A 24302-nucleotide genomic window follows, 5' to 3' on the forward strand; every position below is an offset into this window, starting at 1 on the left:
CCATTTCTCATGACAATGCTAGAAAGATAGCAATGAGTCTGAGCTATTTCAAGGGCTTATAGCGAAAGCTTATTTGGTATTCGTCGTATTTGCTGTTTTTCCTGCTTTTACTGATGAAGAACTTGTTGCAGGAGTAGTGTTACTAACCTTATTATCTTTACTGTCCTTGCTGTTAGCCGCTGGCGTTACATTAGTGGTCTTTGCAGCTTTTGTTGTTTGTGCTTTTTCTTCTGCCAGCATGTTCGCTTTAATTTTGTCTAAGGTTGGCTTGATATCGGCATATGCTTTATTAATTTCACTATTAAATTCGCCTTGACTTTGTGCTTTGAGCACTGTTGATACTTTTTTCTCAAGCTCAGCTAGCGGCATATTGCGCGCCTCAGCGGGCATAATGTCTAAACCAATGGATTGATAGAGCTTGGATAATGCCTCATGCGCACGCGCTAACGTGACATCTTTATCAAACTGTGCGGAAATCGCTTCAATACCGCGGCGGATGGTAATCTGCTCATTACCTTGATTGGCTTTTTCAAGCTTCTCAGCATGATCAAATAGCGCCATGGATACTTTGGCTTCCTGCACTGCATAATGTGCATCTTCTTGCCATAATAAATAGTTAGTATAGGCAATACGCACTTGCGTTAATACGGTAATGGTTGTGGCAATTTGCTTTAATTGTTCAAAACTATGGGTTTGATTGGCAAGACTAATGGCATATGGTCCGGTTAATACCGTTTGAATCAAGTTAAGAGATGCGCCGATATTGCCACCCCACCAGTATTGATTTTTCATAAATTCATTATTTGTAGCATTATAGCCAAAGGTAAAATCAATACCGGGCAGCATATTAATGATTGCTGCTTGAATGCCTTTTTTGGCAATTTCAGCTTGATATGATGCTTGGCGTAACTCTGGGCGATAAATCAACGCTAAGGTATCCATTTTTTCAAATTGTGGATTAATATCCGGTAGTTGCGCAAGATCCGTACCAGGGTTTGTCAGCTCAAATTTGCTATCAGGAGAAGCATTCATCAACCGCGCTAAGGTTGCTTTAGCATCGGCAATTTGTGCATTTAATTGATTGATTTTACGGATAGCTTTAATTAAAACTTGTTGATAATCAAGTTCAATTTGTGGTGTGTTTGCTTTGCTGCTTGCTGCTTCTTTGGAGCGTTTGAGTGCTAGCTCAGCCTTTTCTTTAAAGCGAGTTACCTCAGAGATCATCGTTTGTGCTGTCCATGCCTTCCAATATGCTGAAACGACTTCTTGGATAAGTTGTTGCGTGATTTTACGACGCTCTTCTTCAGCAATCATCACGCGATTGGCTTGTTGTTGCGCTCTGGTGTAGCTTAAACCAAGGTCTAATAAGCTCCACTGCAAACCATATGATTGATTAATCACCTCGCGTGGTGTGAAACTTTGCTCACCTGAAACCACCTGTCCATCTGAATTAACCAGGTTTTGGATTAAATCATTATTCCTAAAACTATAATCCACCCCAGCATTCAACGCTGGTAGCATTTCCATGTAGGCAGCTTTTAAATTGCCTGACTCGAGCATTAGCTGTGCTTGCTGTACCTTATGGTCTAGATTATATTTTAGCGTGCGCGCAATGGCTTCAGATAATGTGATCTTATGATCTATTGCTTGCTGCGCATTAAATGCATTATGCAAACCTTTGTAGGTGTTGTTAAGTTGAGTTTCATGATCAACTGCCTTTGGTGTAATGCTGCACCCCGTGATTACCAATGCCGCAAGTGCTATTGGTAAGAGCTTGATTGATCGAGTTAGTTTGTTTGCCGGATTATCCATAATTATCTCCACTCATTAATGTTGAATGCTGGGCATATAAGTTTTGCTTAATTAGAAAGCTAGTTGATAATTTTTAAAAAGCAAATATTTAAGAGATAAAGTTTTGATCAATTAACAAGTGCGGAGATGTTATAAAATAGCATTGACTGTGCTGAAAAAGGGCGGATCAAGCTGTTTGCTAAATTTTGCTATTTTGGCTATTTAGTGCACGCAGGAAATTGCTGTATACTATGCAAACTATTTCTCACTGTGAAAATCAATGAAAAAAATCTTAATTATTAATGCCAAGAAGCAGTTTGGACACTCCAAAGGGGCATTAAATCAATATATGTCTGATGTTGCGCAGTCACATCTTAGCGCTTTAGGGCATGATGTTCGTGTGACGACAATTGAGGATGGTTATAATATTGAAGATGAAATCAACCATATTCTGTGGGCAGATGTTGTTATTTATCAAATGCCTGCTTGGTGGATGGGACCACCGTGGACGGTGAAGAAATATATGGATGAAGTATTCACACATGGGCATGGAAGACTTTATGTTAATGATGGTCGTAGCCGTGATGACGTATCTAAAAAATATGGCTCAGGTGGGTTGTTGCATGATAAAAAATACATGCTATCTGTGACTTGGAATGCGCCAGCTGAAGCTTTTGAGGATCCTAAACAGTTCTTTCAAGGCGCTGGTGTTGATGGCGTTTATTTGCCGGTGCATAAGGCAAATCAATTTTTGGGTATGCAGCCGTTACCAACCTTTATGAGTAATGATGTCATTAAAGACCCACAAATTAACAAAGATGTTATACGTTATAAAAAGCATTTAGATAGCTTATTTTCCTTAGAAAGTGTACAAGCAGCGCAAAATGTTGTCGTAGAATATTAATCTGAAATAGTGATAGCACGTCCAGTATTTGCATATTGGATGTAAATTTCTTTTGTTGGGCGCGGTAGAAAATCCCCGCCTTTTTGAGGCCATTCGATTAGTGATATTGTGTCATTGGTAAAGTAATCACGAATACCAATCCACTCAAGCTCCTCAGGGTCGCTCAAACGATATAAGTCAAAATGTTGGAGAGTGATGTCATTAATAGGGTAGGTTTCAACGAGTGTATAAGTTGGACTTTTGACACTTCCGGTGAAGCCTAATCCTTGTAAAATGCCTTTGGTTAAAGTTGTTTTGCCCGCACCTAGATCACCGTGAAGATAGATCACATCACCTTTGTTTAAGCCCTGGCTAATTTGTTTGCCGAACTTAAGCATTTCAAGTTCATTTTCAATAACATGCTGTTTGGCTTTGTTTTGCTCTATCGTCATAGTGTGTAAATGGCTCGATTATGGTGGCTATTAATTATATGGCATTATGCGCCAGCTACTTAAAAGCTGCAATAAACGCACTGAGTTATTTTAAACATTAAGATGAAAGTGTTACTATTTGCCTATCATTTGTTGGTGATTTAAGGATTTAGAGTGGTCAAATATGAAGTAACACTTTATGTGAGTAAGGAAATTGATACTGTATTTTTTCAATGGTTAAAGCATCACGCTGCCGAGATGTTGAAATATAACGGGTTTATCAGTGCGAAACTGTATCAGCAACTTGAGTGTGAAGATAATAACAAGGTATTTGTTGCCTGTTATGAACTTGAAACGCTAGAGCATTTAAATGACTATTTGAAAAACCATGCACAAACTATGCGTGAAGATGGCGTGCGAAAGTTTGGAGATCAATTTAGTGCAACAAGACGAGTCTTGGCTTTAGAGGAAGCGCTAATTGCTCATACTTCAGTCTAAGACTAAGTATTCATCCATAAGTGCTCACCGTACCCTGAGCATAAGTCGAAGGGTAAACTTAGGAAAGTTACACATCACAGAGGCTTCGACTTACGCTCAGCCAACGCTTATGTAATCAAAGTGGGTGGAAATATGATCATAGCCATACTTCAGTTATTGAGAGGCAGTGATTTTATCCATATATTTATTGAGTTCGCCAATTAATACAAATGACCCAAAAACAATAACAAGATCATCAGCGTGGGCATTTGCTGTAATGTAATCAAATGCAGCAGTAGCATTATCAAAAAAGATACTGTTATTTGGAAAGCACGTATTTTTATGCTGATTAGTTAATGGCGAAAAACGCGGATCAATTATGCTTAAATCAGGAATAAGCCATTGATCAACAAATCCATCCCCGCATTCAAGAATATTGGTTATATCTTTATGCTGATTGGCGCTAAAAATAGCAAGTACGCGTGTTTTAGGTGTCTGCATTAATAAGGATTTAACCTGAGTGAAAAAGTGCGCCACAGCCTGTGGATTATGAGCAACATCGGCAATCATTAAGGGCTTATCTTGAATTATCTGAAAGCGTCCAGCAACGCGATAAGATCCTAAGTCATTAGGTAGCAAGAGTGTATTGTCAAAGTGTTTAATGGCAGTTAATGCGCAGTTCATGCTGTTAGGATGAATAAACGCATTATTTATATTGCTATCATGCTTGGCGTAGATAACTGTGGCATTAATCTGATGTAAATAATCAAGCGCACTTTTAGGGAAATTATCACCAATAATAACGGGTTTCTTCGCTCTAGCAATATGTGCTTTCTCAAGTGCAATTTCCTCAATTGTGTTGCCAAGCATTTCACAATGATCTAATGCAACAGTAGTAATAATGGCAATATCTGCATCAAATAGGTTGGCTGGATCTAATCTGCCACCAACGCCAACCTCAAGAATTGCGTACTTGGGTTTTTGTGCTTGAATATAAAGCCATGTACTGACAAAGCTAATGAAGTGGTAATGCAGTTTGATCTCAAGCGCTAAACACAAGCTATAAATTTGCTGTAAGTAGTTTAGTAAATCGTAATTACTAATGGGCTGTTGGTTGTAACTAATGCGCTCATTAAAAAAACGAATATGTGGCGAGGTATGACAAATATGATCAATAGCATTATGCTGCAAAATATGTGACAAGATGGCAACGGTTGAGCCTTTGCCATTGGTGCCTGTTACAGTAATAATATGTGGTACATAGTTAATATTTAAACGCTTAAGAAAAAGCTTTAAATCATTAAGTGTTGCCTGCGGAAAATCTAAAGAAGTAATTTGATCAATAGCTTGTTCAATACGCTGAGATAATTGAGTATAAACAATGCCGTTATGCACGGTTAACCCGCGTGGTTATGCTGCGTTGGCAGCAATTTATCCAATAGGTGACTAATGTCTTGTGGTAGGTGATGACGGTGAACGATGCGATCAACCATGCCTTTTTCAAGCAAAAACTCACTGCGCTGGAAACCTTCAGGCAGCTTCTCGCGCACGGTTTGCTCAATAACTCTGGGACCTGCAAAACCAATCAATGCATTAGGCTCAGCAATATGAATATCACCAAGCATTGCCAAAGATGCTGAGACACCACCCGTGGTTGGATCTGTTAATACCACGATATATGGCAGCTTATGTGCAGCTAATTTGGCTAGAGCGGCACTGGTCTTTGCCATTTGCATTAATGAAAACAATGACTCTTGCATGCGTGCACCACCACTGGCGGTAAAGCAGATAAGTGGTTCTTTCTTTTCAATGGCAAGATCAACAGCACGTACAAATTTCTCACCAACAACCGAGCCCATCGAGCCGCCTAAGAAGCTGAAGTCAAAAATAGCAGCAACGGCAGCTTTACCTTGAACTAAACCTTCAAACACTAAAAGGGCATCATTTTCTTTGGTTTTCTTTTGCGCTGCAGATAAGCGATCTTTATAGGATTTAGTGTCTTTGAATTTTAAAACATCTTTGGGTTTAACATCATTGAAATATTCAACGGCACTATCTTTATCAAAGAAATAGCTCGCACGTTGACGCGCATTTAAACGCATATGATGTTCGCAGTTAGAACAAACCAACATGTTTTCAATCAAATCGGGTAAATACAAAACGGCATTACAAGAAGGGCACTTGTGCCATACGCCTTCAGGAAGCTCTTTCTTTTGTGAATCTGAGCGTAATTGTGGAATAATTTTCGTTAGCCAACTCATGGTGTGGTTTATTACCTTGGTGCTTACACATAACGCATCATTTTATACTACAGTCATGCGAATTTACCAGTGTTTATTTAGTTTGAAGGAGGTTTTCTGTTACACTAGTGCCTCATTTTAGTATTTAGTTATAGAAAATATGAATAAAGCAAATAATCAATCAAAAAAGATCGTTTTAACAGGCATTACGCCATCAGGCACCCCGCACATTGGTAATTATATTGGTGCGATTAAACCCGCCCTTGAAATGGCAAAAAATCCTGAGTTTGATGCCTATTTTTTTATTGCCGATTATCACTCACTGATTAAATTGTGGGATAGTAAGCTAAGACAGCAATATATCTATGAAATCGCAGCCACCTGGCTGGCTTTGGGACTTGATCCCGAGCATGTCATGTTTTATCGCCAGTCAGATATTCCTGAGATTATGGAGCTTAATTGGATATTAACTTCAGTGACTGCTAAAGGGTTGTTGAATCGTGCGCATGCCTATAAGGCCGCAGTAGATGCCAATATTGCTGAAGGTGAAAAAGATGAAGAAGCGGGTATCACCATGGGGCTTTTTAATTACCCGATGCTGATGGCGGCGGATATTATTATGTTTAATGCGGATTTGGTGCCTGTTGGTAAAGACCAGATTCAGCATATTGAAATCGCGCGCGATATTGCTAATCGTTTAAACCATATCTATAAGTGCAATTTGCTTAAAGCGCCTGAAGCGATGGTTGATAAAGAAACGCAAACAATTCCAGGCTTAGATGGGCGTAAGATGTCCAAAAGTTATAACAATACGATTCAGCTATTTGCACCAAGCAAGCAATTAAGAAAACAGGTGATGAAGATTGTGACCAATTCTCAGCTACCAGAAGAACCAAAAGACACAGCAGAGTGTACGGTGTTTGCATTGTATAAGCACTTTGCCAATGAATCTGAGGTGGCAGCGTTAGCAGAGCGTTACCAGCAAGGTATTGGTTGGGGGGAAGCCAAACAGGCTCTGTTTGAAAAAATGGATGAAATATTAATGCCAATGCGCGAGAAGTATAACTATTTGTTAGCGAATAAGCATATTATTGATGAATACTTGGCAAAGGGTGCTAGCAAGGCACGCGTTGAAGCAAAGCACTTATTGGATAAGCTTAAACAACAAATTGGTATGTAATTTACGATGCACTGTATTATTGCAAACTTTGGTGATGATAGTGTCGCACTCATTCAGCAAGCTTATGAGCTTGGTTTACAAGAGGTGATTGTCTTGTCTGTTGATACAGGTTGGCAGGCAAGTGCTTGGCAGACGCGTGTTAATAGGGCAAGGTCATGGGTAGAAGAACTTGGATTTGACTCTGTGCATTTAAAACCTGAGCATGATTTTAGTGCATTGGTTAGGGCACGCAAGCAATTTCCATCACAACAGTTTCATTGGTGCGCGGGCTTTCTAAAGGGGATGGCAATTTTAAACTGGCTTGAGGTGCATGATGAGGATCTTGAGGCCGTTGTGCTATTAGCAAATCGTCGTACGATGAGTAAAACGCAAGCTGATTTACCTGATAATATTTTAGAATCTGAACGTTATGATGACCGAGAAGTACGTTATTTATTGGCGGATTGTGATGAAGTAAAGCGTAATAACTTAATTGAGAAAACACCCTTTAAAGCACCGTTAAATCATCGATCACTTGAATGTCAGCCATGTATACACTTAACCAAAAGAGATGTTGTTGCTTTGTCAGAAGACGATATTAAGCGGACGGTTGATCTTGAGCATGAGATTGGACAGGCGATGTTTGATAAAAACTTTGTTGAATATTTAAAGATTCTCGAAAAAAACACAAACTATTATGATGAGTTTGCCAAGACCTGCAGCTGGGATTATGGCTGCGGGTTATAGGTGTTTAGTTATGATGAAGAAATAAGTTACACGACGTTTTACTTCTCCCCTTGTGGGAGAGGTTGTGGAGCAGAAGCTGTACGGGTGAGGGGTGATTAAACTTGTGTTTACCACGCAGGAATAGCCGCATCATCAGGGTATAATTTCTCAGCCAGTTTTGCCACTTGTGGTGATTGATACGCTTTGACAAACTTCAGTAATAACGGATTGTTTTTGTCATTATCGCGAACAACAATAATATTGGCAAAAGGAGAGTCTTTTGGCTCAACAAATAAGGCTTGCTTTAAGGTCATATGTGCTTTAGGCAAGAAGTCATTATTAATCACCGCAAGGGTGACACTATCGAGATTGTTAGGAATCTGATCTGCTTGCAGTGGAATGATTTGTAATTTAAGTGGATTATCAATGATATCGTTTAATGTCGCTTTCCAAGTGACATCCGGCTTTAATTTTATTAAACCCGCATCCGCTAAAATCATCAAAGCACGTCCACGATTGGTAGGATCATTTGGAATCGCAACTTTAGCACCGATTGGTGTTTCTTTAAGCGATTTAATTTTCGTAGAGAAAATCCCCATCGGATATATAAATGTCTTACCAATTTCCATGATTTTGTAGCCAAATTCTTTGATTTGATTTTCTAAAAATGGAATATGTTGGAAAACATTGGCATCGATATCACCATTGTTTAGCGCGCGATTCGGCAGATTATAATCACCAAAGGAAATAAGCTTAACATTAAGCCCGTATTCCTCTTTGGCAACTTCCTGCGCCATTTGCATGATTTTCTGCTGTTCAGGCGACTGGGTATAACCCACGGTAATCATATTGGTATTTTGACTTGCTTCATAAGTGTTATACGTCACTTGAGCTGCCGATCCTGCCACTAAAATAACGACCAATGCCCAAATGCTGGTGATTTTTTTGCTGCCACTTAGATACTTGCCATAGGATTGGCATAGTTGTACTAAGATGATTAACAATACAACGCCACCGTAAAGTAGGAAGTAGTTGCCGTTGTTATAGCCTTGGAAGTAGGTTAGATCGCCAAGACCGCCACCGCCAACGATACCTGCCATGGCTGAATAGCCAATAAGACCAATTGTCGTCAAGGTCGCAGCATCCACCAATAAGGTTTTGGCTTCAGGTAATAATACCTTAAAGATAATCTGCCACTTTGTCGCACCCATGGCATTAGCTGCCTCAATCAAGCCTTTATCGACTTCTGAGATTGCTGATTCCGCGAGACGCGCGTAGAAAGGTAAAGCAGCAATGGCAAGAGGAACAATGGATGCAGTGGTACCGATCGTTGTGCCGACAATAATCTTGGTAAGCGGATAAAGCAAAATTAGCAAGATAATATAAGGGATAGATCGGGTGACATTGACAATAAAGCCAACAACCTGATTAAAAAGTCTTATGCCAAGGTTCTTTTGATTGTGAGATAGATGTAGTAATACACCCAAAATCAAACCACCAATAACCGCAATCACTGTTGCGATAAATACCATGTAGATTGTTTGCCATGTGGCAAGTACTAGATTAGAAAGCATCGATTGTAGCATAACCGATCACCTCAATTTTGATTTGTTGTTGATGTAAGAAGCTTAATGCTTTTTCCCAGTGTTCTTTCTCGCCAAGCATGTGGCAAATGGTGACCCCAACGGATTGTGCCTGAATACGCTCAATGTTGGCTTGGATAATATTGCAAGCCACTTTGAATTTGCTATTAAGCTCAGCAATAACAGGTGTGGTAATGCTATCCCCCAAAAAAGTCATTTTAATGACAGGGGTCAGATGCGGCGCGGTATATGGATCTTTGTGTAATTTATCTTTTATTTCATCCGGTAGATTTAAATGCATGCTTTTTTCAGTAAAGCTTTTGGCAATGGTTGTTTTTGGATTTAAGAATAGCTCAGTGACGGTACCTGTTTCTTGAATCAAGCCATCATCGATAATCGCTACTTGATCACAGATCTTGCGAATTACATCCATCTCATGGGTAATCAAAATGATTGTCAGATTAAGTTTGTGATTGAGCTCTTTTAATAGCTGCAAGATCTGATCAGTGGTCTCTGGATCAAGAGCAGATGTCGCCTCATCACACAGTAATGCCACGGGATCACACGCCAAAGCACGCGCGATAGCGACACGCTGCTTTTGTCCGCCGCTTAACTCATCAGGATAGGCTTGCGCTTTTTGCTCTAATCCAACAAGGTTCAGTAGCTCATTGACTTTAGCTTGGATCTTGGCTTTGCTGGCATGTTGTAACTCTAACGGGAAAGCAATGTTATCAAACACCGTACGCGATGAGAGTAAATTGAAATGCTGAAAAATCATGCCAATTTTCTGGCGCGCCTTTCTTAGCTTGTCTTGAGAAAGCTTGGTAATATCCTCAGCATTAATGAAAACATGACCCTCTGTTGGCTGCTCTAGTAAATTAATGCAGCGAATAAGCGTGCTTTTGCCCGCACCACTTTTGCCGATAATGCCAAAGATCTCACCATCTTTAATCGAAAGATTGACGTTCTTTAGGGCAATATGGCGAGCATGCTTTGATAGATACTCTTTTTTGAGGTTCTGAATCTCAATCATATTATTGTTCCCACTCTTAGTGCAGTAGTGCATCAGAAAAAATATAGTAACAATATTTTCTGCTACTCGTAAATCACTTTGCGTAAGTTTCATTGGATTGAATTCAAACGTATGAAAAATCAATTCTTTAGTTTGCTTTTAAAGCCTATGTGATAGAATTTTTGCTCTATTTTCTATCAAAGTGAGTTGTTATTAGATGTTGATTGCTGCGTTATTAAGTTTGTTACTATTGCAATTGTTAGGGTTGATGTTACCGGGTCCTGATTTTTTCATGGTGTTAAGATCATCGATTCGGTATGGGCGAAACCCTGCAGTACTTGTCGCACTTGGGATTGCTACAGGTGTGCTATTTTATGCAACCCTTGTGGTGCTTTTATTGGATTATCTGAGTGATAATTTTTTGATTATTGTGCATTGGATTGCTTTGTTCGGCGGATGTTATTTATTATATATCGCTTATAACTGCTTTAAGGCATCCAAAGGCAAACACTCATTAGAAGCAAATGTCAGTGAAGTCGTTAAAATATCAAAGCGTCATTTATGGCTTACGGGTTTTTTGTGCAATTTATCTAATCCCAAAGTGATTGTATTCTTTGTTAGTTTGTTGCCATTGTTTGTTTTGAAGTCCTCAGCGCTTTGGTATCACTTAAGCATTCTTGTTGTGATGTTTTTAAGTACGTGGATTTGGTTTAGTTTTGTTGCTTATGTTATGGGCTCTGAGCGCGTTAGAAATGTCTTTGTTAAACATATGGCAAAGCTTGAAATTATCTTCTCAGTCATTTTAACGATCTTTGCATTGTTACTTATTTATTCATTTGTAGAGTCAGTGATTTTGTAGTGACGATCTAATAAGCAAACTACTGGATTATTTAGATTAATTCCGTTATTTAGCTGTTTCACTTTGGCATATATGGCATCGATACGTTAGAATTTAGGCGTATTGAGGAAAATTGAGTAAGTAACTCTAGTAAATAACTTAAGTTACGCACTTTAGAAAAATTATGACTTTATAACACCCCGTCAGCCTGCGGCTGCCACCCCTCTTGCAAAGAGGGGAATTGGGCGACGGTGATTTTAATTCCCCTTTTTGCAAGAGGGGTGCCGAGCGTGCGAGGTGGGGTGTTGAAATAGCAAAAGTGCGTAACTCCAGTAAATAAAAATAAATGAGGTTTACATGTCACCAGAACATATTGCATTAATTCAACAATGGGGCTATTGGCTTATGTTTGGTGCGGCAATTATCGAAGGTGAAACTTTTTTAGTGCTAGGGGGTGTTGCCGCCGCCGCTGGTATGCTTGATTTTGGGTGGATTGTTGTCCTATCGATTATTGGCTGCTTGATCCATGATTGTTTCTTGTTTTATTTAGGGCGCTATTTGGGGCCTAAGATTTTAAAGCGTAAACCCAATTGGCAACCGAAGATTGATCGTATTAGCCTGATGATTGATAAATATAATTTTTGGCTCATTTTAGGCTTTCGCTTTGCTTATGGCTTAAGAACGATTATTCCTTTTGCTTTGGGCATGAGTAAGATTAGCAATATTAAGTTTATGGTGTTTGATACCATTGGTGCCATTATCTGGGTGCTGGTGTTTTTACTAGGAGGCTATTACTTTGGTAATGCACTTGAGGTTATACTGCATAAACTATCGCTCACACATTTAGTGAAAGAGTATTGGCATATCTCAATTATTCTCTTGTTCCTCGTTCTATTTACGGTGAGCTTTTTACTGGTAAGGCTAAGGAAAAGGCGTGCACGTAAGAAGCAAGAAAAGCAAAGTAAACAATTAAAACTTGATATGGAAGTATAATATGGCAGCAATTGAAATCACCTTAGCCTCCAAGCAGGCAGCATTAGAAAGTTACTTACCTTTTGTTAAGCAAGGTGCACTAACTGTTTATCATAGTAATGCGCTTGATTTTGGGCAAGAGACCGAGCTTGTAGTGCGTTTGCCTGAGTTAAAACAAGAGTTAACTTGTAAATCAAAAGTGATCTGGATTTCGGCAGATGACTACCAAAATGACAAAAAATATGGCTTTCAGCTATTGGGTGATGCTGGCTTTGAAATCAACCAGATACTTGAGAATTATTTGGTGGGTATGATAAAGCATGACGAATAAGGAAAGTAAGATAGTTCCACTCAGATAAATAAAATAAATAAAGGTGTGTGCATGGCAAAGCCAAAAACAAATTATGTCTGCCAATCGTGCGGTGCAATATCACCAAAGTGGCAAGGACAATGCCCTGATTGCTTGGAATGGAATACTTTAGTTGAAACTCAAATAAGCATCAAAAAATCAATAACCAACAAAGTGGGCTATGCCGCCGTTGAGGCAAAAGTGCAAAAGCTCAATGAAGTCGCTTTAGCGGATTATCCACGCATCCATAGTCCATTTGCTGAATTTGATCGGGTGATGGGTGGCGGTATTGTGCCGGGCTCTGTAACCTTAATTGGTGGTGATCCAGGAATTGGTAAATCATCGATTTTATTGCAAATTATGACGGTGTTATCACAGACTCACACAGCGCTTTATATCACAGGTGAGGAATCACTAGAGCAAGTTGCACTGCGTGCGCAACGCATGCAATTACCTAATGATAAACTACTGTTGATGAGCGAAACCAATGTAGAAGTGATTTGTCAGTATATCGAGACGCATCGCCCGCAATTAGTCGTTGTTGACTCGATTCAAACGATGCAGATTGAAGCCTTGCAATCCGCTGCAGGGGGTGTCGCTCAAGTCCGTGAATCAGCCAGCTTATTAACGCAAACGGCTAAACGCTTAAATTGCGCGGTTTTTTTGGTTGGGCATGTGACCAAATCAGGTGAAGTTGCAGGTCCTCGAGTGCTTGAGCATATTGTTGATAGTGTCATTTTTATCGAAGGGCAAACCGATGGGCGTTATCGTATGGTCAGGGCGATGAAAAATCGCTTTGGTGCGGTAAATGAACTGGGTGTTTTTGCGATGACCGATAAGGGCATGCGCGAGGTTAAAAACCCATCAGCAATCTTTCTTAATCGCGCTGAGGATGATATCTCAGGCAGTGTGATTATCGCAATATGGGAGGGCACACGCCCCATACTTGTTGAGGTTCAGGCGCTTATTAGTGAAAACGGCTACGCTCAGCCCAAACGTTTAGCATTAGGACTTGACCCTAATCGCTTAGCGATGTTATTGGCAATTATGCAGCGCCATTTAAGTGTGCAACTAAGTGATCACGATGTCTTTATCAATATCGTTGGCGGTATTAAGGTCAATGAACCCAGTATTGATTTAGCAATTATTGCCGTCATTCTCTCAAGCTTATATAACCGACCGATTGCCAAAGATTGGATTATCTTAGGTGAAGTAGGGCTCTCAGGTGAGATACGCGCGATCCCCTATGGGCAGGAGCGTTTAAGTGAAGCACAAAAGCATGGCTTTAAACAAGCAATTGTGCCACAGGGCAATATGCCAAAAAAAGATATTGGGATTGAAGTGCAAGCCATTAAGAAGCTTGATGAGTTGAAGGCAGTTTTGTTATAAATCACCATTAGACTTTTTAAGGCATTTTTTTTACTATACTGTTTTCTGCATATAAATGGAAAATCGCCAATGATGAGGTGGTATAGATGTTAATAGTATTAGGTGTGATTATTCTACTGATAATCGTTATTTTGGGTTCGCTGTATATCTGGCCAAATAAAACCTTAATTGCCGTTATGCAGTTAAAAGAGCGCCAGCGTTATATGTGTAACTTTCACCATGTCAACTATGTGCCAAATTTCAAACCGGCAGTGGTCATTAGTAATAATGTTAATTTATTTCTAGCGGTTTTATTGCAGCGAATTGCTCGACAAACAGTAACGGTGGTCATGGAGTGCCAAAACCCACCATCAAAGTTAGTGGATTATTTGTTGAAAAGAACGAGTGTTACGATTATTTCACAATCCTTTTTAACCTCATGGAATAAAGAAGGGGTGCTTTTGGTATCTCAAGAGCTTTATGCGGATGTAATAAAACTCAACAATGAAATTATCCCCATGCAGGTTTGTGGCTTTGAGTGTATTAAATATACGCGTGGACGCAATGTGCCGCAGTGGCTGCATCTAAGCTTTTTCGAGCCAATTGGTATCGCGCTGACTAAAAAAGAGCTATCGGATCTTTTAGCAGAGAAGAATATCTATGCGTGGGAGCGTTACATTTCCCTGATGCCATCGATTCCAGAGGTTTGGATCAAGCAAGCAAAGGCACGTAAGGGTAAAAAAGTCATTGCCGATTCAACGGGAGTTGAATTAAGCTCTGAGCGTTTATTGGTTGCAACGCTTGCGCTATCAAAATTACTTGAGCCAATTTTACGTGAACAGGAGCGTGTTGGTATTTGCTTGCCTCCAAGTGTTGGTGGAGCGATGGCAATGATGAGTGGCTTTGTGCTTGGTAAAACGCTGGTGAATTTAAATTATACAGCGTCTAAATCAGCACTTGATGCGGCTATTTCTGAGTCTAATATCAAAACGATTATCACATCAGGGCGCTTTATTGAGCAGTTAAAGAAAAAAGGCTTTTTCTTAGAGGAAGTATTTAGCAATTCAAAAATTATTCTTTTAGAAGATATGCGTCAGCAATTAGATAAATTTACTTTATTGAAGACTTTATTGCATGTAAAACTATCCTCTGCCGAGCAGTTGATTAATCACTATGTTACACGCGTGGCGACTGACCACACCGCAGCGATTTTGTTTAGTAGTGGTAGTGAGGGTAAACCTAAAGGTGTCGTGTTAAGTCACAAAAATATTCTAGGCAATGTTAAGCAATCGATGATTATCTTAGGCGCTAAATCGGATGACTCTATTTTAAGTATTCTGCCGATTTTCCATGCTTTTGGTTTAACAGCGACAACGATTTTACCTTTGCTTGAGGGCGTGTTTATGGTTTGTCATCCAGATCCTACCGATGCGGCGATGTTGGGTGAGTTAGCAGATAAATATAAACCAACGATTCTCTGTGGTACATCAACATTCTTTAGAATTTACTCAAAAGCACGTCAGTTGACAGCCGAGCAATTCTCATCATTAAACTTCGTTGTTGCAGGGGCTGAGAAGCTTTTACCTGAAGTCAGAGCTATGTTTGAGAAAAAGTTTGACAAGATTATTTACGAAGGGTACGGCACAACTGAGTTAAGTCCCGTGGCAAGTGTCAATCAGCCAAATGAAGGCGATAAGATCAATAATAAGATTGGTACCGTTGGCAGTTCGGTGCCTGGTGGGCGCTTTATGATCATTGATCCTGAGTCAAAAGAAGAGTTGCCGATTGGCGAGGCGGGTATGATTACTTTTGGTGGAGTCAATGTTATGGAAGGTTACTTGCATAACCCACAAAAAACAGCAGAGGTTATTTTCAAACGTCATCGCATTCGTTGGTATCAAACAGGTGACAAAGGCATGCTTGATGAAGAGGGCTATTTGACGATTTTAGATCGCTACTCACGTTTTGCTAAACTCGGTGGCGAGATGGTCAGTTTATCTGCAGTTGAAGAAGAGGTTATGTCATTGTTAGGTGCGGATAATGAAGAGAATGAGATATTAGCTGTGGCTACACCTGATCAGAAAAAAGGCGAATGTATATCGCTTTTATATACCATGGCAATGGACGCTAGCGATATTAAGCAGCAAGTCAATAGCGCTAAGATAAATAATTTATTGAAGCCACAAAACTATTTCCAAGTCGATGCCATTCCAAAGTTAGGTTCAGGCAAAACTGATTTTAGTGCGGCAAAACACAAAGTATTGGAGCTATTAAGGTAGTCTCAAAAATGGAGAGCTAATGAAAGCAAAAACACTGACTGTTGCATGGCTTATATGGCTTGTTGCAGCAATATTCTATGCGCTAGATTATTTCCAGCATACCGCACCTAGTGTGCTTCTGGCACCAATTGCACATTCACTTAACTTAGATATCAATCAAGTCGTTTCGGTGATGGCAATTTATTTTCCAATCTATGCAATCGCTCAAATTCCTGCGGGATTGATGCTTGATCGCTTTGGTTGTAAGTGGACATTATCATTATCCTGTCTTGTCATGAGTCTTGGGATCTTGGTATTTATCTGGGATCAATCGCTTAGCATGATGTGGATCGGACGGATATTGATAGCAATTGGCTCGGCATTTGCTTTTTTAGGTGCCCTTAAAGTCGCATCTGATGTGCTACCGAATAATGTTTTCCCGATTGCAGTTGGTTTAACAAATACGATTGGGGTGTTAGGGGGTATCTTTGGTCAGGTGCTATTGGCTTATTGGATTGAAAAGCTTACTTGGGAAGGAGCACTATGGCTTATTGGTTATATTGGCGTAATATTTTCACTGGTAATTTATCTTTGTGTGCGACCACGTGAGTTTGTCACACATAAGGCAATCTCGAGAAAACTATCAAAAGCGCATTTATACGTACTAAAGTCTAAAGACTTATGGTTGATTGCGATATATGCCGGCATTATGGTTGGTACTGTAGTTAATGCTTTCTCAGAGCTTTATGATGTGGTGTTTTTACAATATACCTATCAGTTTGATGCAACGACTGCAGCATCGATCAGTGTAATGATTTTTATTGGTATTGCCGTGGGCGGTCCCACGCATGGCATCGTTGCACGTCTGACAAATTCAAAAAAAGCATGGATGGTTATCACGAATGTCATGACGATTATTGTCTTTAGTCTGATTGTATTACTGCCTGATGTTTTTAGTATCAGCATGCTTTATGTGCTTTATTTTTTACTTGGATTTTTTGTCTCAAGCATGCTACTAGCCTTTGCTGTTGTCGATGATATTTTCCCCAGCAAAGTGCATGGTACTGTTCTGGCGGTGGTCAATATGACGATTGGCTTATCAGCTGCCCTTTTTCAGCATCTGGTTGATTATGTCAGCATGTGGATTAATGGTGGCGATTTAAAAGAAATTCATAACCCAAACGTTTTTACCGGTGCTTTTTTAGTGCTGTTGTTGCCTCTTTTCTTAAGTTTGATCTTGCTGATACTAACCAATGTCAAAGCAGGATTTGTGATGTTTCCTTTGAAAAAGTAAGCGATGATTGTATTTCTTACGAGCTTTACTGCGTGAGCGTTGGCTGAGCTTTAGTCGAAGCCATTTGCTACCAATAAACTTCCTTTTGACTTTGCTCAGAGAATGGTTGCTATTTTTTAATGATAATCAAAGAGTGCATTAATGATCCATACTAAGTCCCGTGTTAGCTGGTTTGCTTAGGAGCAAAATAAAAGGAATTGAAATGGCGAGCAATAGATAAGATAAATAAGCAACGTCATTAAAGGCAATAATATTCGCTTGAGTATTAATCGTTTGTGCGACAACGCCTAATGTTGTTGGATCTTGCGCGTGCCAGCCGGTATTTTGTAACCAAGTTTGATAATTTTGGTTAGCGGGGTTAATATATTTGATCATATTATTCCAAGCGACTTGCGCTTGCTGACTTAGTACGGTAATCATTACGGATGTGCCAACAGATGTACCTAAATTTCTAAAGAAACTAAACATACCACTGCCTTCGGCGAGATCTTGAGGGCGTAAGGTTTGCAAAGCCATTGTTGACACGGGCACAAAGAAAAAGCCCATGCCAATACCTTGGATAATGCCAGGATATGTTAAATTCCACGGATCACTCATTAGCGGAATCTGACCATATAGATAGTTGCCATAAGCAGTAAAAATAATGCCCAGAAAAATGATAATGCGTAAATCAATCCGTTTTGCTAAGGGAGCTATCAACATCATCGCAGCTGCTGCGGCAAGACCGCGAGGCATCATTAATTCACCTGAGAGTGATGCCGAGTAGTTCATAAACCCTTGCATTACTAATGGTTGTACGGTCATAAGACCAAATATGCCTGCAGTGTAAAAGACTAATAACATGCAGGATGCTGCATAATTGCGATCTTTAAATAAATGAAGGTTTAAGATGTTTTTTGGATTAAACCAACCACGGATAATGAAAATTAGACCCGTAATAACCCAAAATATTAGCATGGCAAGAATAAAGTGTGATGATAGCCAACCGTCGTTGTTACCGCGATCAAGAAAGATCTGTAAGGCGGCAATGGTTAATGCCATAAGCCCAAGACCGACCCAGTCAATATTCAGTTTCTCCCGCTTTGTTTCACGAATAAACATCAGTGCCATAACGATTGCGATAAGGCATACAGGAACGTTAATATAAAAAATCCAGCGCCAATTAATCCAGTCAGTAATGTATCCCCCTAATGTGGGACCCAATACAGGCGCTGCCATAATGCCAACACCCCAAACTGCCATGGCTTTAACTTGCTCTTTAGGTGGGAAAGTGTCACGTAAGACATATTGCGATAGAGGGACTAAAGAGGCGCCAAAGATTCCTTGCATAATTCTAAAAAATACCATCTCGCCAAGAGAACTTGATAGACCGCAGAGCATTGAGAAAATCAAAAACCCAATGATGTTGATCAAAAGCAGTCGCCGCCGTCCAATAGTGCGCACGAAAAACCCAGTAAGTGGCATGCAAATCGCAGAAGATACGATATAAGAAGTCACAACCCAGGATATTTCTTCAGTGCTCGCACCAAGAGATCCTGCCATGTCGGGTAGGGCGACGTTAACAATGGTTGTATCAATAATCTCAATCATTGCTGCGAGCATCACGGTAATGGTAATTAACCATTTGGTTGTAGGAGAGATTGTTTGTTGTGTGGTGTGTGTCATGGGTATTAGCTTAAATCAAAAATCAGACTTCATTGTAAAGTGCTTTATTCTTGTTGTATAGCATGGAGCATGTTAATTAAAAAAAACAAAATTTGCTGAATTTAGCGCTTGCAACAAGCATGTTTGCTTTTGTTTAAACAACTACTGACGACTTTTTGAAAAATCCGCTATACTTGCCAGCAACAGGAAAAAATCACATGAAAAATGAAATATAAAGTAATTGCTCTTTTAGCAGTCGTCGTTTTAAGTGGCTGTGCCACCCAACAGAATCGGGATCCTTGGGAAGGTTATAACCGTGCTGTCTTTAAATTTAACCAAGTGACTTATGATTATGCCTTAATTCCAATGGCAAAAGGCTATGATTATGTCGTGCCTGATCAGGTACAGTTAGGAATTGACAATGCCTATAATAATATTCTTGAGCCTGGACGCATTGCAAATGATTTGTTGCAATGGAATTTTGATTATGTATGGCGCGATACCGCGCGCTTTGTCGCCAATACCATTTTTGGTGTATTTGGTTTGTTTGATGTTGCTAAAAATATGGGATTACCACGTCGCGTACAAAACTTTGGTTTCACGATGGCAAAGTGGGGCTATCGTTACTCGCCTTATTTTGTGGTGCCAATTTTAGGGCCTAACACTTTTGGTGGTTCAGCAGGCGATCTTGTTGATACTGTTTTTAATCCATTAAGTTATAATGCTGTTGCGCCAAGGCTGGTTAGTTGGAGTGCTTATGGTGTGTATAAGGCAAACGAAGGTGTTCAATACCTATCTTTATATGAAAAATTAATGAATAGCTCAATTGACCCGTATGTCGCGGCACGTAATGCGTACTTACAAAATTATGATTATAACTTGGATAAAACCTTGCAAATTAAGCCAAGCAATACTGCAAAAACTCAACATTTTGATAGTGATGCAGAAGTTTTAGATCTTCTTGATCAACCGAGTAACTAAATGATTTATTTAGCATCACAATCTCCAAGGCGAGCAGAATTGCTGCGTCGTGAATCCATTGAGTTTAGCAAGTTTGCTGTAGATATTGATGAATCTTCGTTAGCTAATGAAAAGCCGTTGATGTATCTAGAGCGAGTCGTGAAGGCAAAGCTTAAGGCGGCGTTAAGCATAAGGTCACTAGATATACCTGTTTTAGTTGCTGATACCATTGTTGTGATTGATGAAGAAATATTGCAAAAACCGATAAATTTTAAGGTGTTTTGTGAATATATGCATAAGTTAAGTGGATGCTGGCATCAAGTAATTACTGGTTTTGCCGTTGGTGATGGCGAGTCAGTATGTTATGAATATAGAATAACCGATGTACTGTTTGCGTCATTGACTAATGAAGAAATAAAGGATTATTGGCAGACGAATGAACCATGTGATAAAGCCGGTGGATACGCCATTCAAGGAATTGGTCAGCGTTTTGTCAAAGAGATAAAAGGTGATTTTGATAATGTTGTTGGCTTGCCAGTTAAAGAAGTCAAAAAAGTCTTAGCCAAATTTACATTTCCGCATAGTAATTAATCAAAAGTAAGTTGCGTTTTAACTCCCCCTCACCTATACAGCTTAAGCTGCACGAGCAATCCCACAAGGGGAGAGGTACTAGCTGATGCAACTTATTTATACATCATTACATACAAAGTAATGGATTATTGATAATAACACTCGTAAACTGTTGCCCATTATTGATAAATGATCATTCTAAATTTTATGGCAATTGAAAAATTTGAAGCAGAGTTAGTTGAATCAAAACAAATTGCACCTAATGTTAAGCACTTAACGTTTAAAAAAGCAGATGGCAGTGCATTTAACTTTGTTCCTGGGCAGTTTATTACCTTCTTATTTGATCATGAAGATGGCAAAGTAAGGCGCCGTAGCTACAGTGTCGCAAGTATTCCTGAAGATACAGACTTGATTGAAATCGCCATTTCTTATGTTGATGGTGGGATTGCTTCAGAGCATTTGTTTAATATGAATGTTGGTGATAAGTTCAATGCTATGGGTCCTGCCGGTCGCCTAGTATTAAAAGATGGCGAGAAAATCCGTAAGCTTATATTGGTGGGCACTGGTACGGGTATTGCGCCATATCGTGCGATGTTGCCAACGATTGAAAAAGCTTTAGCTGAAGATGTCAAAGAGGTTCATATATTGCTTGGTGTGCAGTATAAGGCAGATGCGATTTATGCAGAAGATTTCCGTCAGTATGCAGACAAGATAAATTCGCTACACTTCAAAGCATGTTTGTCTCGTGAGCAAGAAGCTTTAGCTGCGGATGAGCAAAAAGGCTATGTGCAGCATGTGTTTGACCAATTGGATTTAATGCCTGAAGAAGACGTTGTCTACCTGTGTGGTAATCCAAATATGATCGATGATGCATTTGCTTTATTAACAGATAGTGGCTTTGATGCTAAACGAGTACGTCGTGAAAAGTATATTTCATCGAATTAGTAAATTAGCTAATTTAATCAAGCTAAAAGCTTGAGAGATGATACGCTTTGCGCTATGATGTGCAACGTTTTTACTCTGCGGTGCTTAAGATGGGCTTAGGTGGCGGCAAGAATATATTTAAAGAGGTAAATAAAGATGAATTTAGAGATTCAACCAAAGTATGAAAAAGTTTCAGTAAGCTGCAGCTGTGGCAATACATTTGAAACGCGTTCAACGAAGTGTCAAGATATTCAATTGGATGTGTGCTCAATGTGTCACCCATTTTATACTGGTAAGCAACGTGTGGTTGATACAGCTGGACGTGTGGATAGCTTCCAGAAGCGTTTTGGCAGCTTAAAGTCTCGTAAACTATAAGCTGTAGCATTGCTCAAATTGATGAGCAATTTTGATAATAAAAAGGGCACCTAAGGGTGCTTTTTTTATATCCATAGAAATGGTGGGAAAATAAGTTGCATCAGCTAGTGCCTCGCCCCTTGCGGGAGAGGCCGTGCAGCTTACGCTGCGCGGGTGAGGGGGTAATTGCAATAGAATTTGTTTTTATTCATTCATAGTCATTAACCCCGACGAAATTTAAGTAATAATGGATTGTGATCTGAAATTTTACGGCTATCGATTGCCGTGGCGTATTGGCAATTAAGGTTACGATACATGACAAGATCAAGCGGATGCTTGGCAAAGCGTTTGATATGTTTATCTTCTTCAAATTGTGCTTGCGTTAAGTTTAGTGCGCGGCAGAACTCATGGATCAGCGAATTACGTTTTTTATTCCAGCTGTTAAAGTCACCAGCAATAATAACGGCAGCTTCTTGATAGTTGGTAAGATAGTCATGCAGTTGTAGAATTTCTTCAGCATAGATACGTGAGTTATTAAAATTAATCGCATGTACGTTGATGATGATCAGTGGTGTGTTGTCAGCAAATACGTAGTGATTGGCAAGACTTGACTTATGTGTTTTAAATAAAATTTCTGTTTTCTTGGATAAGATTTGCTGTGCTTTATGACTCATAATGCTGCTTGCGGTCATCACACCGTAGGCATGCGACTTAAGTTGCAGATTAGGTGCAAAGTGCAAGCAAAAGTCATCCAACGGAAAGCTTGCACTATCGCTATGTTTTGCTTCTTGTAGGCAGTAAAATCCAAGGTTATAGGCTTGTTGTAAACTCTTGATAAAATGTTGAAACTCAACAGGATCTTTATGATTAATCTTGTAAATGTTCCAACTCAAAATGCTAAAAAAATCAGGGACAAAAGCAGATTTAACCTGATTTTCACAGCTTAGGGTAATTTGCGGCGGCTTAAACATAACTATAATAAAGGGGATAAGACTTTAACCATACTTTCCCCTAACTTACGTGCTTTTGATGGTGCTGGCAATGTCTTGCCAGCATCTTTTAGAAATTCGTTCATCCACTCATTCACTTGTTGGATAATGCTTGCCTCATAAGCATAGGTCACGACTTCATAATTTAAAAATAAACTTCTATTATCAAGATTTACTGAACCAAGCATAACGGCTTTATCATCAAATAACACGGCTTTTGCGTGAATCATCTTCTTGTCAAATAAAGCGATTTCAATACCTGTTTTTGCAAGTTGGCGCATAAAATTACTACGTGCTAAATCGGCAATCAAATGATTGGACACTTTTGGGGTGATGAGTTTGACATCAACACCACGATGATAGGCAATTTGTAGCGCTTCAAGCAATGAGTCAGATGGCACAAAATAGGGAGTCACAATCCAGATGCGTGTCTGTGCGGCATAAATGCCGGCAATAAGTGAGTCATATAAAGCATCATTAGGGATATCAGGACCTGAGGGAGCTACTTGAATTAAGTTTTGACCATAGTCTTTTTTCAAACAAACTTCGGTCATATGATCAAGGTGCTCTTTTGCCGAATACTCCCAATCAGAGGCGAAAATATTATGAAAGTGACAAATTGCATGGCCTTGAATTTTAAACAAAATGTCATCCCAGCGCTTATTGCAAGGGATGGGACCCATGTACTCGTCGCCTAAATTCATACCACCTGTCAGCACGGTGTAATTATCGAATAAGTAGATTTTTCGATGATTTCTAAAGTTAATATAATTACGAAAAGGCATTTGAATAATTGGCATAAAAAAAGATACTTTGCCTCCGGCTTTGCGCAAGCGTTTAAAAATACGCTGATTGAAGTACACTCGATATGAGCCTAGAGAATCAATAAGAAGCTTAACGGTGACACCTTGTTTGGCTTTTTCAGTTAATGCGGCAAGAAGTCTTAAAGTTACATGATCATTTTGAAAAACATAGGTGCTAATATAAATGTTTGTTTTGGCTTGGTGAATTTGATTAATCAGTGCCTCATAGGCATGAATGCCATCAAGATAAAGCTCAAAGTGATTGTTGCTGGTGGGTGCTGGAATATCCTGATTAATGAGCACTGTGCGAATAGGGTGTGGGTTGAAAGTATCAATATGATCGATTTTACGTAAGTTAAACTCATGTTTATGGCGTTTGCGCTTACGTTTGCGAATGCCAAAAATAAAGTAAAAAGGTACGGCAACATAAGGTAGTAAAATAATCGCCAGAAGCCATGCCATCATACTGGTTGGTTTTTGTTTCTCAGCAACCATGCGTACGACAACGATTAAAATTAAAATCTCACAAATAACTAAAAATGTATGTAGCTCTAGAAAATTAAAAATACTCATTTATTTCCTTCTATCCTTAGATGAGGCTTGGCAAGTTCTGTAACAATAATAGCATGGCTTTGATAAATGGACAGTGTCAAAGCTTGATAAAAATTACAAGCATT

At 39.5% G+C, this 24302-nt stretch carries 23 protein-coding genes; 14 read left to right on the forward strand and 9 right to left on the reverse strand.

The window, feature by feature from the left end; all coding sequences use genetic code 11:
- Positions 1 to 69: 69 nt before the first annotated feature.
- Positions 70 to 1812 (reverse strand): TolC family protein, encoded by a 1743-nt coding sequence (locus NYP54_RS10255; protein WP_283156423.1) that lies wholly within the window; start codon positions 1810 to 1812, stop codon positions 70 to 72.
- 259 nt (positions 1813 to 2071) lie between these two features.
- Here NYP54_RS10255 and NYP54_RS10260 point away from each other — a divergent pair, with 259 nt between their 5' ends.
- The gene (locus tag NYP54_RS10260) at positions 2072 to 2695 is read left to right on the forward strand and encodes an NAD(P)H-dependent oxidoreductase (protein ID WP_283156424.1); all 624 of its coding nucleotides are present in this window, start codon (positions 2072 to 2074) and stop codon (positions 2693 to 2695) included.
- Here the strand turns inward: NYP54_RS10260 and tsaE are convergent.
- The gene (gene tsaE, locus NYP54_RS10265) at positions 2692 to 3126 is read right to left on the reverse strand and encodes a tRNA (adenosine(37)-N6)-threonylcarbamoyltransferase complex ATPase subunit type 1 TsaE (protein WP_283156425.1); all 435 of its coding nucleotides are present in this window, start codon (positions 3124 to 3126) and stop codon (positions 2692 to 2694) included. The genes NYP54_RS10260 and tsaE overlap by 4 nt on opposite strands.
- A 153-nt stretch (positions 3127 to 3279) precedes the next feature.
- Between tsaE and NYP54_RS10270 the strand changes: the two genes are divergently transcribed.
- A complete protein-coding gene (locus NYP54_RS10270; RefSeq protein WP_283156426.1) occupies positions 3280 to 3603 on the forward strand; it encodes a DUF4286 family protein in 324 nt (107 codons plus the stop codon).
- 153 nt (positions 3604 to 3756) lie between these two features.
- Here the strand turns inward: NYP54_RS10270 and NYP54_RS10275 are convergent, their stop codons facing one another.
- Positions 3757 to 4977: a Mur ligase family protein gene (locus NYP54_RS10275; protein WP_283156427.1), complete on the reverse strand. Its 1221-nt coding sequence runs from the start codon at positions 4975 to 4977 to the stop codon at positions 3757 to 3759.
- A 2-nt stretch (positions 4978 to 4979) separates the two neighbouring features.
- Complete coding sequence (accD, locus tag NYP54_RS10280; RefSeq protein WP_117003185.1) at positions 4980 to 5843, reverse strand: acetyl-CoA carboxylase, carboxyltransferase subunit beta; 864 nt, start codon at positions 5841 to 5843, stop codon at positions 4980 to 4982.
- Positions 5844 to 5982: 139 nt separating this feature from the next.
- Between accD and NYP54_RS10285 the strand changes: the two genes are divergently transcribed.
- Positions 5983 to 7002 carry a tryptophan--tRNA ligase gene (locus tag NYP54_RS10285; protein ID WP_283156428.1) on the forward strand — a complete coding sequence of 340 codons (1020 nt, stop codon included), beginning with the start codon at positions 5983 to 5985 and terminating at the stop codon, positions 7000 to 7002.
- Between the two features lie 6 nt (positions 7003 to 7008).
- Positions 7009 to 7728, forward strand: coding sequence for a phosphoadenosine phosphosulfate reductase family protein (locus NYP54_RS10290; RefSeq protein ID WP_283156429.1), 720 nt, complete (start codon positions 7009 to 7011; stop codon positions 7726 to 7728).
- A gap of 107 nt (positions 7729 to 7835) precedes the next feature.
- On the opposite strand, the gene NYP54_RS10295 is transcribed toward NYP54_RS10290, so the two are convergent.
- Complete coding sequence (locus tag NYP54_RS10295; protein WP_283156430.1) at positions 7836 to 9293, reverse strand: MetQ/NlpA family ABC transporter substrate-binding protein; 1458 nt, start codon at positions 9291 to 9293, stop codon at positions 7836 to 7838.
- Positions 9271 to 10323, reverse strand: coding sequence for a methionine ABC transporter ATP-binding protein (locus NYP54_RS10300; protein WP_283156431.1), 1053 nt, complete (start codon positions 10321 to 10323; stop codon positions 9271 to 9273). The genes NYP54_RS10295 and NYP54_RS10300 overlap by 23 nt, the downstream gene beginning before the upstream one ends.
- 196 nt (positions 10324 to 10519) lie before the next feature.
- Here NYP54_RS10300 and NYP54_RS10305 point away from each other — a divergent pair, with 196 nt between their 5' ends.
- The 6 genes from NYP54_RS10305 to NYP54_RS10330 all read left to right on the forward strand — a co-directional run bounded on the left by NYP54_RS10305 (position 10520) and on the right by NYP54_RS10330 (position 17381).
- Entirely contained in the window at positions 10520 to 11161 is a 642-nt protein-coding gene (locus NYP54_RS10305; protein ID WP_283156432.1) for a LysE family translocator, read from the forward strand.
- Positions 11162 to 11497: 336 nt separating this feature from the next.
- Positions 11498 to 12133, forward strand: coding sequence for a DedA family protein (locus tag NYP54_RS10310; RefSeq protein WP_283156433.1), 636 nt, complete (start codon positions 11498 to 11500; stop codon positions 12131 to 12133).
- A gap of 1 nt (position 12134) precedes the next feature.
- Positions 12135 to 12443, forward strand: a complete 309-nt coding sequence (locus NYP54_RS10315; protein WP_117003192.1) for a PilZ domain-containing protein — start codon at positions 12135 to 12137, stop codon at positions 12441 to 12443.
- A gap of 51 nt (positions 12444 to 12494) precedes the next feature.
- The gene (radA, locus tag NYP54_RS10320; protein WP_283156434.1) at positions 12495 to 13850 is read left to right on the forward strand and encodes a DNA repair protein RadA; all 1356 of its coding nucleotides are present in this window, start codon (positions 12495 to 12497) and stop codon (positions 13848 to 13850) included.
- A gap of 86 nt (positions 13851 to 13936) precedes the next feature.
- Positions 13937 to 16108, forward strand: a complete 2172-nt coding sequence (locus NYP54_RS10325) for an AMP-binding protein (protein ID WP_283156435.1) — start codon at positions 13937 to 13939, stop codon at positions 16106 to 16108.
- 19 nt (positions 16109 to 16127) lie between these two features.
- On the forward strand, positions 16128 to 17381 hold the full coding sequence (locus NYP54_RS10330) for an MFS transporter (RefSeq protein ID WP_283156436.1): 1254 nt from the start codon (positions 16128 to 16130) through the stop codon (positions 17379 to 17381).
- Positions 17382 to 17519: 138 nt separating this feature from the next.
- Here NYP54_RS10330 and NYP54_RS10335 read toward each other — a convergent pair whose 3' ends face one another.
- Positions 17520 to 19046: a DHA2 family efflux MFS transporter permease subunit gene (locus NYP54_RS10335; protein ID WP_283156437.1), complete on the reverse strand. Its 1527-nt coding sequence runs from the start codon at positions 19044 to 19046 to the stop codon at positions 17520 to 17522.
- A gap of 204 nt (positions 19047 to 19250) precedes the next feature.
- Between NYP54_RS10335 and NYP54_RS10340 the strand changes: the two genes are divergently transcribed.
- The 4 genes from NYP54_RS10340 to rpmE all read left to right on the forward strand — a co-directional run bounded on the left by NYP54_RS10340 (position 19251) and on the right by rpmE (position 21854).
- Positions 19251 to 20006, forward strand: coding sequence for a VacJ family lipoprotein (locus tag NYP54_RS10340; protein WP_283156438.1), 756 nt, complete (start codon positions 19251 to 19253; stop codon positions 20004 to 20006).
- Positions 20007 to 20576: a Maf family protein gene (locus NYP54_RS10345; RefSeq protein ID WP_283156439.1), complete on the forward strand. Its 570-nt coding sequence runs from the start codon at positions 20007 to 20009 to the stop codon at positions 20574 to 20576.
- Between the two features lie 186 nt (positions 20577 to 20762).
- Positions 20763 to 21500: a ferredoxin--NADP reductase gene (locus NYP54_RS10350; protein ID WP_283156440.1), complete on the forward strand. Its 738-nt coding sequence runs from the start codon at positions 20763 to 20765 to the stop codon at positions 21498 to 21500.
- 135 nt (positions 21501 to 21635) lie between these two features.
- A complete protein-coding gene (gene rpmE, locus NYP54_RS10355; RefSeq protein ID WP_117003200.1) occupies positions 21636 to 21854 on the forward strand; it encodes a 50S ribosomal protein L31 in 219 nt (72 codons plus the stop codon).
- 200 nt (positions 21855 to 22054) lie between these two features.
- On the opposite strand, the gene NYP54_RS10360 is transcribed toward rpmE, so the two are convergent.
- Both NYP54_RS10360 and cls read right to left on the reverse strand, forming a co-directional pair.
- The gene (locus NYP54_RS10360; protein WP_151193179.1) at positions 22055 to 22804 is read right to left on the reverse strand and encodes an endonuclease/exonuclease/phosphatase family protein; all 750 of its coding nucleotides are present in this window, start codon (positions 22802 to 22804) and stop codon (positions 22055 to 22057) included.
- A gap of 2 nt (positions 22805 to 22806) precedes the next feature.
- Positions 22807 to 24198 (reverse strand): cardiolipin synthase, encoded by a 1392-nt coding sequence (cls, locus tag NYP54_RS10365; protein WP_283156441.1) that lies wholly within the window; start codon positions 24196 to 24198, stop codon positions 22807 to 22809.
- Positions 24199 to 24302: the final 104 nt, after the last annotated feature.

It is taken from the genome of Cysteiniphilum sp. QT6929 (assembly GCF_030035755.1).
GTDB classification, from domain to species: Bacteria; Pseudomonadota; Gammaproteobacteria; order Francisellales; family Francisellaceae; genus Caedibacter; species Caedibacter litoralis.